We start from the raw sequence: 12,939 nt of genomic DNA on the forward strand, positions 1-12,939 counted from the left end.
CCACCGCAGGGCCCTTGAGATCCGCCGTCGTCCTCGGCGGCAGCCTCGCCGGCATGCTCACGGCCCGCGCCCTGGCCGAGTTCGCCGACGTCGTCACGATCGTCGAGCGGGACGTACTACCCAAGGGCCCCGAGCGCCGCAAGAACCTGCCCCAGGCCCAGCACGTCCATCTGCTGTGGTCCGGCGGTGCACGGGCGGTCGAGGAACTCCTGCCAGGCTTCACCGGACGACTCGCCGAAGCCGGGGCGCACCGGCTGGCGCTGACCACGGACATGGTCGCGCTGTCGCCCCAGGGCTGGTTCCGTCGCTGGAAGGAGTCCCACCACATGATCCTCAGCAGCCGTGACCTACTCGACGCGACCGTCCGTGCGCAGGTACTCGGCGACGACCGGATCAAGCTCGTCGAGCGCGCGGAGGCGCTCAGCCTCGAAGGAACCTCCGCCGCCGTTACCGGAGTCCGCGTCCGCCACGACGATGTCGAGCGCGTCCTGTCGGCCGACCTGGTCGTCGACGCCACCGGACGCGGCTCCCGTGCACCGGAGTGGCTGGCGGCACTCGGCCTGGCCGCGCCGAAGCAGCGCGAGGTCAACTCCGGCCTGGCGTACGCCAGCCGGATGTACCGCGCCCCCGAGGCCGCGCGGTCCGGCTTCCCCGTCATCAATGTGATGGCTGCCCCGGACGAGGGGCGCCCCGGCCGGTCGGGCGTGCTGATGCCCATCGAGAACGGGCGCTGGCTGGTCACCCTGACCGGCACCCGCGGCGGTGAACCCTCCGCCGACGAGGGCGACTTCGAGCGGTTCGCCACCGAGGAACTGCGCCACCCCGTCATCGGCGAACTCATCGCTGGCGCCGAGCCGCTGCCCGGCGTCGCGTTCACCCGGTCCACCGGCAACCGCCGCTACTACTACGAGCGTTCGCGGCCCTGGCCCGACGGCTTTGCGGTCGTCGGCGACGCGCTCGCCGCGTACAACCCGGTCTACGGGCACGGCATGTCGGTCGCGGCGCAGAGCGCCGTCGCCCTGCGCCAGGTGATCCGCCGACGGGGCTGGGGTACCCCCGGACTGGCACGCGCCGCACAGAAGGCCGTGGCCCGGCCGGTCAACGCGGCCTGGGACCTCGCCACCGGCCAGGACGTCTTCTACCCGGGCGCCACGGAGAACGGCCCCACACTCAAGGACAGGATCGTCGCCGCGTACGTCGACCGCCTCCTGCTCACCGCCACCGGCAACGGCCGCATCGCCCGCCGCTTCACCGACGTGTCGTCCCTGGAGCGCGGCGCGCAGATCCTCCTCACCCCCAGCGCCCTCCTCGCCGCCGCCATCGGCCCCCTCAAGCCCCAGCTCACCGCGCCACCCCTCACTGCCGCGGAGCGGAAGGCCGCCGCCCCGCTGGTGTAGTAGGGGCGGCGGGCGCCGATCGCCTGGAGGCAAACCGGTCAGGCCGCCTGTACTGACGGCTCGAGGCTCGGAAACGCACGGTGGCGGCCCGCCCTGTAGTTCCTCGGTATCGGCGGGCGTGTGCCAGCCCTCGGCGAGATGGGCGCGTAGTGGGCCCGAGTTGAGGACCGCAACCGGTGAGGAGGCCGCTTCTCGACCGCGCGTGATCCCCTGCCAGATGGGGCCCTGCCCGTCGGCCAGGGCCCCTGTCATTGGTCGTGTCCGTGTCACGTGACATGATCCCCCGTCATGGGGAGACACACATGGGGGAAGTCGCTCGCGAGCATTCTGCTCATAGCCGTGGCGGCGGCCGTGAGCGGCTGCAGCAGCGCGGAGGCCGAGGACAAGAAGCCGGCCACGACCGCGGCCTCACCGACGGTGAGCTTGGATGAGGCGACGATCGACTTCCAGGCCGCGGTGGACGAGTACGACACGGTCGGCTGCGAGTCTATGGAGCCTGGGACCTGCTGGGAGCAGATGCAGGCGGTCATGGAGCCGACCAGCACGCTGCGACAGGCAATGAACACCGAGGAGTCCGTGGGGCCGGAGTTCTGGTCGGAGGCGTACTCGCTGATCGACATCATGGAGGAGGGCATGGCCGTGGGGGAGGACGAGTTCACCAACCGGCCGAAGGTCCTCGGCTCCGCCCATGACCTGTATGACTGGCTCGACGAGCACCCCGTCAAGTAGCCGGTTGGACTCGGCTCCGGACAGACGAGAGCGGCCCCGTACGGGGCCGCTCTGGCGTCTCGGCTCATGAAGCTGCGGACCCTGCTCCCTGTAACGGAACGCGTCGCCACTGTGGGGAGAGCGCGTCAGGGGAACGCTGCGGTTAGGCCTCAGCCTGCACCCGCGCACCCCCGATCTCTGTAAGTAGGCGGGTAGCAGTACGTCGTACGTACTTGTGGATATCGTCGCGGGAAAGCACCGTGAGCCTGGCGTGTACGGTGGCGTCGCCCGCCCACCCCTGGGCCAGCATCCGGGCGGCGGCACGCCTGACTCGTGTGCTGTCGTGCTGAGTAAGAAGGATGAGCGCATTTCGAGCGGTGGTGTCGCCCGCCCACCCCTGAGCCAGCATCCGGGCGGCGACATGTGGCACGCGCTCGTTGCCGTCGCGGAGGAGACTTATGACCGCGTCACGGGCTGCTGTATCTCCGTGCCAACCCTTTGCAAGGACTCGGGCGGCTGCGCGCCGAAGGCGCTCGTTGTCGTTGGAGCAGAACTGAATGACAGTGTTGAGAGCGGCGGTAGCACCCGACCGACCATGTACGAGTCCCTGGGCGGCAACACGACGGGCGTGTTCGTCGTCGCCGCCGATGAGCTCGACAAGGGCATCACGGCTGGCGACGTCGCCTGCCCACGCCTTCCGTAGCATTTCGACCGCTCTACGCCGGATGCTTTCGGTGGCGTCCTGGTCGTGGACCTGGTCCTGGTCCTGGTCCTCGAAGAGGTGTCCCAGGATGTCGTACGTCGTGGCGTCACCTGGCCACCACAAGACAAGGCCTTCGGCAGCAGCGTGTCGGACTTCGCTGCCGCCGTTAGCGATGAGACGGGCAAGGAGGTCGCGAACGACAGTGTCACCGGCCCATCGCTCCGCAAGGATTTGCACAACGACGCAATAGGTGTCCTCACCGTCGCCAATTAGGCGGATAAGGGCGTCGCGCGCATTGGCGTCATCCGCCCAGCCGCGGGCAAGCCCGTCGAGGGCGTCGACGTCAAAGTCCTCGCCACTGCCGAGGCGGCTGATAAGGGTGTCACGGACGACGTCATCTCCCGGCCACCCCGCTACCAACACGTCAACGGCTCTGCCTCGGGCCGTCGCGTCCTCGTCGTTGATGAATAGATTGGCAAGGGCGTCACGAACGACGGTGTCGCCCGCCTCTGCCTGTGCAAGGCCGTCCACAGCCACGCGTCGAACTGTCGGGTCCTCGTCCTTGATGAGGCGAAAGAGGGCCTCTTTCGTTTCGACGTGGCTGGGCCAGTCACGGCAAAGTGTGCGTAGGGCGGTTCGCCGGTTGTCGGTGTCAGTGAGATGTGTTGCGGCCACGAGAACCGACAGCTCATCCCCACCCCCGGAGTGAAGAGCCGTGGGGGTGAGGGCGTGCTCCAGGTCGACCGCTGCACGCTCCTCGCTGAAGTTCAAGGCACGGATCCTATTCAGTGCGGCGGCGATGTCATCGAGGGCTGGCTGGGCAAGAAGGTCCTGGGGGACTACGGGCGTTCGAGGTTCGGGGTCTGAGGCCGGGGTGGTGAGGTCGCCGGCATCGGGGTGGAGCGACAGGCGGTGCATGTCCAGGCGGGCTTGGTCCCAGAGCCCTTCCAGGGCGCGAATGCGTGCCGCAGCACGGTCGGCTTCGTCGTTTGCAGCATGCTTGTGGGCGATGGCTTGCTGGGTCTCGTCGCGTAGCCGTTCTAGATCGGCCGTGCTGGTGTTGCTGTGGTAGAGCCGTGCGTGGAGAGCGTCATGGCTGGAGATGATGTCCCGCAGCGCGCTGATGATTGACCACAAGGTCTTCATGAGGAACTGGGCATCCCTCAAGGCGTAGCCCAGACGTGTCTCGGTGTGGCGGGCACGCTCAAGCTCGACTTCGAGACGAAGCGAGGCGATCGTCCCCTGATGCACGCCGGTCGGTGTGGTGTCGCTGCGTTGCTCAGGGGGGTGCGCAAGCTGGCCTTTGCTCGCGCTCTCAAGAGCCGCGAGCAAGGACTTGGCCGTGGCGAGACGTTCTCGGTGCTGCTCTGCTGTCAGGCCAGCAGCTCGGCTGGTGATCAGCAGGAATTGGCAGGTGAACGGCCAGGGCGGACTCGGCAGGGCATGCGCACTGAACAAGCGGTCGATGTGCGACTTGGAGAACGTCATCTCTCTGATCAGATATGGCGTTTGGCTGCCAGTGCTCGACGATGCCGACTTCTCCTCCTGCTCTCGCTGGGCGTGAGCGAAGCGGGCAGATATCTCGCGGGCACCCAGGCCGGCTTCACGAGCCTGGCTCCGCAGGAAATTCGCGTACTTCCACCGCGGTCCCTCGCCAGAACCAGCTGTGCTAACCGTTCGCAGCTTCCCCGCCCCCATTCGCAACGCCGCCCAGACTCTCGTCCCTGGCTTCCCCACCCTGTCCCAGGGACAGATCCCCTTGCTCCGCTTCCACGCTGGGTGAACTGGCGGCGAGCGTCCCTGTCAGTCCCCGCCGTCCTGTGAGCGGTTGGGGACAGGGGCCTGGGAGCTCATTGTCGTCCCCCTCGCCCGCCTTCGAAGGGAAGTCGGGCAAAGCCTAGGAGTTGCCTCCATGCTCGCCCTGGTCTTTCCTCCTGCTCTCCACGCCATCGCGCTTTCGGCTTCGGCTGATCTCCGGGGAAACGCGGCCCACCTTGTGCTGGACGCGGTGCCCGAGTTCATCGGCTCCGTAACAACCGTCCTCACCATCACAACGATCTCCTGGGCCCTGCGGCGCGTACGCCGCGCTCTGAGCCGCCACGATGCGGACCCGGACACGTGATCCCACCCAACGTGACAACCGCAGACGCCGGTTGCTCATCGAACGTCGACAGCGCCCACGCCCCGCAGTGCGCATCGCCGACGACACCGCAGATCGCGGGACCGCGATTGCTCACGAATCCGCGGACCATACACCGGGGCGTCTAGAGCGCCGACGTCGTTGTACGCGGCCGTGTAGGTCTCGCGGTGGGTGGCGTAGTGGGCGCGGCCGGCGCCCTCGGTGAGGCCCGGCGGCAGCGCTATCGCCAGTTAGGAGGCGATCCATTCGAGTTGCAGGCGGGAGTCGGAGACGACGTCCTTCGCGGCCTAGTTAAGGTCCCGGAACACTTGAGGATTCGCGCGAGTTCGACGACGGCCGGGGCTGTCGAGGGGACGGCTGCAAACGCGACCGGGGGCGTTGAGCGGTCGCTGCTGGCGCTGAGGTTGCGGACAGTCGAACTCATGACACAAGAGACTGCCGCCTCCCTCTGACACCGGTACACCTCACCGGGTCTAGTTCAGCAGGCCGCGGCGGCGCGGCTGGTTCAGCGGCTCCGGCTCGTATAGGGACAGCAGGACCGCTTCGGCCCGGTCAGGGGACTTCATACCGCGGGCCGTCATCGACTTCTTGGACTCGACCTGGACGAAGCCGCCGGTGTTCGACAGCAGCTTCGGCGTGGAGAGCTGCGCGGCGGCCTTCTTGTCGATGCGAAGGCGCAGCCGCCCGCGGCCGGTGGACGGGTCGGGCTGCAGGAGGCTACGGGTCGCCAGCCACATTTCATCCCTCTTCCGCCATGGCCGCATGACGGCGCCCGGGTCGTCCTGGCTGGGGGACTCGGACACCATGACGCCGACGATCTGCGCCTGATGCCGACCGCTCTCCGCCCAACGCTCGAGCATGCTGGTGACGCCGTGACCGATGCCGTTCTTGTCGACCTTGACGCGGACCGGATGAGGGGAGCCGAGTGCGTCGGCGAGGCGCTGCGCGGCGTGGATCTCCTCAAGGACCTTCTCGGCGACCCTCACCTGGTTGTCGTTGACGGCGCCGGCGGAGGCGTGACGGAACTCAATGGCGTCGCCCACGGAGCGGTAGACGGTGAACTCGTCGCCTCCGTCCGCGGCGATGTCGACGCCCAAGCGTATCCAGGCGCCTTCCCGGACGGTGTGGTCTGCGGTCTCGCCTTCGAGGCCCAGGTCACATATGCGGTGCCAGCCGGGCCCGGTGGGGTCCTCGTACGACAGGGCGTCGTCAATCCATGTGGGCGGGACGACGAGGCCGCCGCCGCCCTTGGGGAAACGGGCGTACACCTTGGCGATGACGTAGGGGTGATCTTGACCGTAGGAGCGGATCGTGCGATCCACCCAGTCCTGGTCGGGCATGTGCCTGGACAGGGTGTGACGGTCGTTACTCGGGGGGCAGTCCGTGCAGTAGGGCACGCGCTCGCCTGTGATGGCGGGGGAGTCGAGGGAGGAGATCGGCAGGGTGACGGTCGTCGGTTCATCGGGGTCGTCGCCCTCGATGCACAGTCCCTCGAACCAGCTTGCGGGGTCGTCCATCGCAGGGTTGCCGATGGCGAGCATCGCGGCGTGGCCGCCGGTCAGCAAGTTGTTGGTGCCGTGGCCGATCATCGGGGCGATACCGCCCGCCTCGTCGACGATGAGGAGGATGTGGGCCATGTGGATGCCCTGCATCGCAGCCTCGTCGTTGGCGGGTGCACTGAAGCCGTAGGCGGCGACGAAGTCGTGGCCCTGCGGGGTCGGCATCTTGTACTGGACGGTGTCGCAGGTGCCCGGAAGGCCGGCGCGCGGAACCACCTTGCGGATGTGGGGCCAGAGTTGGCGCTGTACCTGGCGGAATCTGGTGGCGGTGGTGATGCACAGCGCGGTGCCGACCGGGTAGACGTTCACGAACCACACCGCGGCACGCGCGGCAAGGTGGGTCTTGCCGACGCCGAATCCGGCGGGGACGGCTACGCGTTTGTGGTTGACGATCGAGTCGAGGACGGCACGCTGCTTGCTCCACAGACTCTCGCCGAGGACGTCCTCAACGAACCCGCTCGGGGTGTCCCGCCACAGTCCGTACAGCGAGCCAGTGGCCCGTTCCACTTCCCGCATGACGTATGGGCGTTCGCGGGCGGTGATCTCGTACTTGAAAGCGCGGCGGCGCGCGGGGACGGGGGCGCGGAGCAGGATGTCGGCAACGTTGGCGGCGTCGCGTGAGACGACGCCGGGCCGGCGGGCGTACTGCAGCTCGCGGGCCGGAGGGACTACCACGGGGGATCGTCTGGTCGGCGCGGGCTGGGTGCGGGGCATGGCGGGGAAAGTGCCGTGTTCGGGGATCTAGTGTCGCGGCATTGCCGGGGCCTATGCCCAGACACAGGCCAGGCCTGTGCATGTTCCGGCACGGACCAAACGAAGACGAACGCCCGAGGAACAACGGGATGGTTCGCGCCGGAAAATAGTTGCCGGGGTGAGGCCCCTGCACCCGGGGGAGGTGGATCAGGGGCCGTCACCCCGGCCGGGGGTGCGGCCGGGGAGCTTTACCCGGGGGGAGTCCGGGCTGAGCGGCCAGCCGCACTAGTAGTACGTCGGGGGCCGAATTTTGTTACGCCTTGCCGATGTCGTGGAGCGTGACCGGCGGGATGTCCCAGAACCTGCGCCGCACGGCGTCCCGGCGCTCCCGGTCCCATCGGAGGCTGTCCAGGTCGACCCAGCCGCCGCGGGGACGGACCTCGAATGCCCACACGGCGCCGGGCGCGGGGTCCGTCGTGTCCTTGAGTGGCCTGCCCGCGGCAACCCACTTCCCTATGGACTCGCGGGCGTCCTGCTCCAGGCGGGCGTGCTCCTCGCTGCTCAGCGGGGCGGGCCGAAAGCTGACGGGGGCAGCGAAGAACAGGACAGGCCCGCGGGTTGCGCGGCGGGTGTCCGCCAGCGTCGACTCCTCGACGCGTGCGGCCTCGCGCTTGATGAGCTCGAGGACGGCGGCGACGGCTGAGCAGCCGGGGCAGGGGCATTCCTCCCCGCTGCTGTTGCTGATGGTGGTGTCCTCGTCGGGGGCATCGGCTGCGGGTGCCGGCGCCCGCAGGCTGGCGAGCAGGCCCTGCTCCTCCTCAGACGCCCGGATCGCCTGCCGGAAGAGGCCGACCTCAGTCTCGGCGGCGGTACGTTCGTCAGCGGTGAGCCGGAACCAGGGGGTGAGGGTGGTCCCGGCGTGCTGCATGAAGGCACGGCGAACCTCCCAGAAGTGACGGGTCAGGTTCGGCGGGAGCATCGTTCGCATCGTCATGGTGGCGGGAACGGCAGACGGCCGAAATTTGTGACACCCCTCGGCTGCGCTGATGCTCGTTCGAGGGCTCTGAAGGCCGATGCCCGCCGATGCCTGAGCGCAGCGAAGGCATCGGAACCTACTTCATGGTGGTGCTTGATCTTGTTACTAAAGGCGCCTGATCTACCGGTGCCCGGCATCCCGGCGTCCGCTTCACCGGAAGCCGGTTTTTCAGGCCCCGGCCACCGGGGCCTGAAAACCGGCACCGGTGGCGCTGGAGCCGGTCAGGTGGGGCAACGCCCCTCGTCAACGCGCTTGGCGCTGCTTGGCCGCAGCCAGGTGCTTGTAGATCAGGCGTCGCTGGACGCCAGCGTGGTCGGCGATGCGGGCGGGGTCCCACCCGTAGGGCTCTTCCGTCAGGGCGAGCGCAGCGTCCTGCATGAAGCGCACCGCGCGGCCGCGGCGGGCTTTCGCCTTCTCGATGATGCGTCCAAGCGAAGGCAGTCGTTCGGCAGCCGACTCGACGCGCTGCACCCCAAGCTGCTCACCCAGCTCCGTCAGTTCTTCGTCGGTCATCCTGGGCGGCAGCGGCTTCTTGGCATCGCCGTACGCGACGCTGCTCAGGATCTCCCGAACAGCGTTCCTGTTGACGCCGATCGCGTGCCCGAGGCTGACAGCCTGGATGTGGTCGTAGAACCACAGGCTGGCCAGGGCGGCGTTTCGTTCGTCACTGTGCAGCCCAATCTCGGCGTCAGCCTGGCGGATGATGTCGGCTGCAAGGCCAATCCGGACGTCGGGGCGGGCGATGATGCCCAACTCGTTGCTGACGGCCTGTTGTGCCTCACGGCGAAGACGCACGTAGTTCGGAATGGGTCCTTCAAGTGTGGGGGCAACTCGGGGCATGATCGCCGTACTCCGTCTCGGCATAGGCGCGGTGCTGCGCCTGGTAGCGGCTGGGGCATCCTCATGCCGCCACGTCGCCGAGAATAGTACAGCGAGAGAAACACCTTGTCAGGTGTGCCTTCAGCGCAGGGGCACTGACCTGTATCGGAGCGCAGCGAACCACACGCCCCCCATGATCAATACCCTTCCCTGAGCATCCTGCGCCCATCGCTGTCCGGGGGCTGAGTCGCGGGGCGTGTCGGTCGTCGCGATCCGGCCGAACCCGAAGTTCGGGCCCTGCCGGATCCGGACAGCCCACAGCCGGAACGGGCCCAGGCACAGGCCTCGAGGCGCGCGCACGCGGAGCTGCACCGCGATGCGACGTCGGCGCTTCATCGGGCGGCCTCCACTCGCGTGCTGCGCACCCCGTCCGGAGTGAGGACGTACCGGCGGCCGTCGGGGTAGCGCACCTCGACCCTGCCGGGGAGCTGCGGCCGGCGCACCTTCCACCCGGCCTCGTACGACTCCCGCGGGTGGTCCTCGAACCAGGAGTTACACACAGTGCAGACGAGTAGCAGGTTGTGGGCCTGGTTGATCCACGGCTCCCGGGCGCCGCCCATGCCGCGGTTCACGCGGTGGTGGATGGTCAAGTCCTGGCTCGAGCTGCAGCGCACGCAGGCGCCGCTGTCCCGGTCGTGGACGATGGCGCGCACTACATCGGTGGGGCCGGTACGTCGTCGGGCCACAGCACTGATCTCCTCGCCTGCCCCGGGCGCCGGGCCGCACGGAGCGCGGCCCAGGTGGTCACGCCCGGGGCGAGGCGGGGAGAGTGGACAGCGGCACCCACTTACGTCGCGTCGATGCACCACGGCGTCACGCCAACTGGACGGCTCGATCTCACGTGCCTCGGCCGCTGATTGCTCGTTGCCCAGGCATGACGCACGAAGACCTCGCCCCAGCCACTGGCTGCCAAGTCGCCACCGCTGAGCTGATCACGCTCGATGCCACCGTCAGCCAGATTGACGAGGCGATCGCCGCGAACGAGCGTGAGCAGGCGGCACTTGACCGGATGGAGGCGGCATCACCGGAGCTTGAGCGGTTGGAGCGCTTGTATCCGGGGCGCCCCACAACTCAGAACATGCTGGACGACGCAGGAGTCTCCAGGGCCGATCTGGGGCTGGAGGAGAGCGACCTGGCACTCATCGACGAAATGCTGGCGCCGATCACCGGCGACGTTGAACCGCAGGAATGGACCATGCGGTAGTGCCTGACGCTCCGGTGAGGTGACGCGGAATGGGCCCGGGTACCGCGTCACCTCACCTCGTCCGGTCAGATCGCGCGGTGCTCGGCGAGCGCCTGCTCCAGGAGGTCGAGGATCGTCACGATGTCGTCGACCTTCACGTAGGCGATGCCGATCGAGGCGGTGCCGTCGTCGTGGACATCGATGGCGTACTCCGCGTACGTCGACTCGTCTTCGTAGTGGTACTCGCCGGGCGCGGCCGCGGCGAACCCGCCGGGCCCCTCGTCGAACCAGTCGGCGCCGAACACCTCGTTCATCGCGGCGCCGACAGCTTCCTTGGGGACGTGCTCGAACTCGATGGTGGCGCGCCCGTGGTCGTCGAGGCACACCTTCCCCTCGCCCTCGCCGGGCGTCTGCCACCGCAGGGTGGGCCCGTAGCAGCGGCAGCGGGGATCGGACAGGTTCAGTGCGGGGAACGCCGCGGTGAACGCGGCTTGTGCGGCTCGTTCGTGGACGGACCACGCCCCGTACCAGTCTTGGAGTGCCTGGGTGACGTGCGGCTGCATGCAGCTCCTTCCCGCCCGCGGCGCGGGGCCGCCGGGTGGCGGCCGCGGAGCACGGCGCGGGCGAACGGCGCACCCTGCCGGTGGCGGAGCCCTTGCGTCCGTTCCTGGACGGTGGCGGCGAGACGCTGGTAGATCCCGGGGCATGAAGAACGCCCTGCTCCGGCGCGTTGCGCGGCGATGCGAGATCCACGACGGAGCGTCAGCCGCTCGCATCCGGGCTCTGGAAACTGGCCTCGGGATGCCGCTGTCGCCATCAGACGGGGGCTTCGTCGATCAGTACGCCAATCCGGATCCATCGGCTGTGGTCACCGCTGGTGTCCGCGGGCGCGGTGACCTGATCGCACGCCTCGAACCCGGTGAACCACTCCTCCGGCTCGTCGGTGGTGCCGCCGAGGGCGACGATCCGGGACCCGCCGTGCACGTTCTCGGCGAGGAAGTTCATCGTGGCCCGCATGTCGGGGGAGGCGATCTTGTCCGCGTCGGCGACCACGGCCACGAAGTTGTGCAGCCCGCCCATCGCGTAGGGGTCGGTGTTCCACACGGCGAACGCCATGACGTGCTGCGGGCCTTCGAGGTCGTCGGCCCACCACGACCAACGGGACATGTCCAGCTTCCCGGGCAGCGACGCGTTGTCGATGAACCGGGCCAGGCAGCGCCACACGCTCGTCGCGGTCTGCCGGTACTGGGCGAACGAGACGGCCACCCGCGGACAGTCGTCGTACGGGCGGGGGCCGGACACGAGCGCGGTCCAGGCCATGAGGGCGGCGGCGGTCTGGTGGTTGTCGGGGTGCGGGACCCGGGCGGCGACCCGGCGGACGTCGGGGCCGGCTGCGGCGTCGAGGACCGCACGCTGCGCGTCGGTGAGGGGGAGGCCGAGGATGTCCTCGGCGAACCCGGACGGGGTGTCGCGCCACAGCTCGTACGCGCTGCCCGTGCGCATGTCCATCACGACCAGCACGTCCAGGAGCGTCAGGTCGTCCAGCGCGGCGAGGTGGGCGCGCCGTTCGGCGACCGGCTTGTTCAGGAGCCAGTGCGCGAGCTCCACGGTCTGGGTGTCCGGCGAGGCGGTCCGGTGCGGGCGGGTGTAGGTCCGGGCCAGGGCGGCGAACACGGCGAAGCGGGTGCGCGGGATGAACGTCATGCGCGCACGGTAGGGAGCCGCCGCCCTTGCATCGCGCTCGCCCATGGGGCCATTGGGGTGCTCCGGCAACGGGCCGCGCCCCGGGCGGCGTTGGTGCCGTCGCGGGGCGCGGGTGAGGTGCTGAGCGGGTCAGCGGGGCGGATCTAGACGTCCGGCTCCGTGGGGGTCGGGTCCGGGGTCGTGGGCGACGGGTCCAGGGTCGGGTCTGAAGGGGTGGGGGTCGGGTCCGGGGTCGTGCCGGAGGGTGTGGGCGTCGGGTCCGGGGTGGGCGTCTGGGATGTCGACGGCTGGGACGGGGTCGGGGTGGGGTCGGCGCTGCCACCGCTGCCGCCGAAGACGGCGAGAGCGGCGATCAGGACACCGATGACGACCAGGACGGCGCCGACGACCAGGGCGACGGTGCGCCTGGAGGGTCTTGCAGACATGTGCGGGGTTCCTTCCCTGCGGTTGTGGGACCGCGGGAGGCTGCACGTTCCGGGGTGCTTGTGGCGCGCGCTCATTTCTTGCGCGCTGGAGCGGCGGCCTTCGGCGCCGGGGCGGGCGCCTTCACCGCCGGGGCCTTGGCCGCAGGCGTCTTGGCCTTCGGCGTCGCGGGCGCCTTCGTGGAGCTGCCCGTACTCGAAGAACCGTCGGCAGCCGGAAGCACCGCCCCGCTTGATGGCCCGTTGCCGTACAGGACGCACGGCCGCGGGCCGGCCGGGACGACGTCGCCTGCCGTAGTGCGGGTCACCGGACACCTGCGGGTGTCGTCGTCGACTCCTGCGGCGAGAACCGCGAAGAGCACGACCAGCCCGAATACGGCGACTCCCGCCCCCAGGGCGACGAGCGGCTTGATGAATCGGTCGGCATCTCGGTTGATCTTCACGGCGTGGCCTTCCACACGGAGGGATGAGGCCGCGGATCGTGAAGGGCGGACGCGCTTTGCGTCGCGCCCTCC

General features: G+C 69.1%; 13 protein-coding genes. 4 read left to right on the forward strand and 9 right to left on the reverse strand.

Annotated elements, in window-relative coordinates; genetic code table 11:
• Positions 1-53: 53 nt before the first annotated feature.
• On the forward strand, positions 54-1,397 hold the full coding sequence (locus tag OG246_RS26760; protein ID WP_266470927.1) for an NAD(P)/FAD-dependent oxidoreductase: 1,344 nt from the start codon (positions 54-56) through the stop codon (positions 1,395-1,397).
• Positions 1,398-1,685: 288 nt separating this feature from the next.
• On the forward strand, positions 1,686-2,126 hold the full coding sequence (locus OG246_RS26765) for a hypothetical protein (RefSeq protein ID WP_266468831.1): 441 nt from the start codon (positions 1,686-1,688) through the stop codon (positions 2,124-2,126).
• 142 nt (positions 2,127-2,268) lie between these two features.
• On the opposite strand, the gene OG246_RS26770 is transcribed toward OG246_RS26765, so the two are convergent.
• On the reverse strand, positions 2,269-4,296 hold the full coding sequence (locus OG246_RS26770) for a HEAT repeat domain-containing protein (protein ID WP_266468834.1): 2,028 nt from the start codon (positions 4,294-4,296) through the stop codon (positions 2,269-2,271).
• 424 nt (positions 4,297-4,720) lie between these two features.
• Here OG246_RS26770 and OG246_RS26775 point away from each other — a divergent pair, with 424 nt between their 5' ends.
• The gene (locus OG246_RS26775) at positions 4,721-4,930 is read left to right on the forward strand and encodes a hypothetical protein (protein WP_266468845.1); all 210 of its coding nucleotides are present in this window, start codon (positions 4,721-4,723) and stop codon (positions 4,928-4,930) included.
• A 491-nt stretch (positions 4,931-5,421) separates the two neighbouring features.
• On the opposite strand, the gene OG246_RS26780 is transcribed toward OG246_RS26775, so the two are convergent.
• From OG246_RS26780 to OG246_RS26795, 4 genes are all read right to left on the reverse strand, one after another.
• The gene (locus OG246_RS26780; RefSeq protein WP_266468849.1) at positions 5,422-7,221 is read right to left on the reverse strand and encodes a hypothetical protein; all 1,800 of its coding nucleotides are present in this window, start codon (positions 7,219-7,221) and stop codon (positions 5,422-5,424) included.
• Between the two features lie 292 nt (positions 7,222-7,513).
• A complete protein-coding gene (locus OG246_RS26785) occupies positions 7,514-8,179 on the reverse strand; it encodes a hypothetical protein (protein ID WP_266468852.1) in 666 nt (221 codons plus the stop codon).
• Between the two features lie 300 nt (positions 8,180-8,479).
• The gene (locus OG246_RS26790; protein WP_266468855.1) at positions 8,480-9,076 is read right to left on the reverse strand and encodes a hypothetical protein; all 597 of its coding nucleotides are present in this window, start codon (positions 9,074-9,076) and stop codon (positions 8,480-8,482) included.
• A gap of 371 nt (positions 9,077-9,447) precedes the next feature.
• The gene (locus tag OG246_RS26795) at positions 9,448-9,801 is read right to left on the reverse strand and encodes a hypothetical protein (RefSeq protein WP_266468858.1); all 354 of its coding nucleotides are present in this window, start codon (positions 9,799-9,801) and stop codon (positions 9,448-9,450) included.
• A 188-nt stretch (positions 9,802-9,989) separates the two neighbouring features.
• On the opposite strand from OG246_RS26795, the gene OG246_RS26800 reads away from it, so the two are divergent.
• Positions 9,990-10,319, forward strand: coding sequence for a hypothetical protein (locus OG246_RS26800; protein WP_266468861.1), 330 nt, complete (start codon positions 9,990-9,992; stop codon positions 10,317-10,319).
• Between the two features lie 65 nt (positions 10,320-10,384).
• Here OG246_RS26800 and OG246_RS26805 read toward each other — a convergent pair whose 3' ends face one another.
• The 4 genes from OG246_RS26805 to OG246_RS26820 all read right to left on the reverse strand — a co-directional run bounded on the left by OG246_RS26805 (position 10,385) and on the right by OG246_RS26820 (position 12,867).
• Positions 10,385-10,861, reverse strand: coding sequence for a hypothetical protein (locus OG246_RS26805; RefSeq protein WP_266468864.1), 477 nt, complete (start codon positions 10,859-10,861; stop codon positions 10,385-10,387).
• 253 nt (positions 10,862-11,114) lie between these two features.
• On the reverse strand, positions 11,115-12,002 hold the full coding sequence (locus OG246_RS26810) for a hypothetical protein (RefSeq protein ID WP_266468868.1): 888 nt from the start codon (positions 12,000-12,002) through the stop codon (positions 11,115-11,117).
• A 143-nt stretch (positions 12,003-12,145) separates the two neighbouring features.
• The gene (locus OG246_RS26815; protein WP_266468872.1) at positions 12,146-12,427 is read right to left on the reverse strand and encodes a hypothetical protein; all 282 of its coding nucleotides are present in this window, start codon (positions 12,425-12,427) and stop codon (positions 12,146-12,148) included.
• Between the two features lie 71 nt (positions 12,428-12,498).
• Positions 12,499-12,867: a hypothetical protein gene (locus tag OG246_RS26820; protein ID WP_266468875.1), complete on the reverse strand. Its 369-nt coding sequence runs from the start codon at positions 12,865-12,867 to the stop codon at positions 12,499-12,501.
• Positions 12,868-12,939: the final 72 nt, after the last annotated feature.

Origin of the sequence: Streptomyces sp. NBC_00620, assembly GCF_026341825.1 — a bacterium.
Classification (GTDB): Bacteria; Actinomycetota; Actinomycetes; order Streptomycetales; family Streptomycetaceae; genus Streptomyces.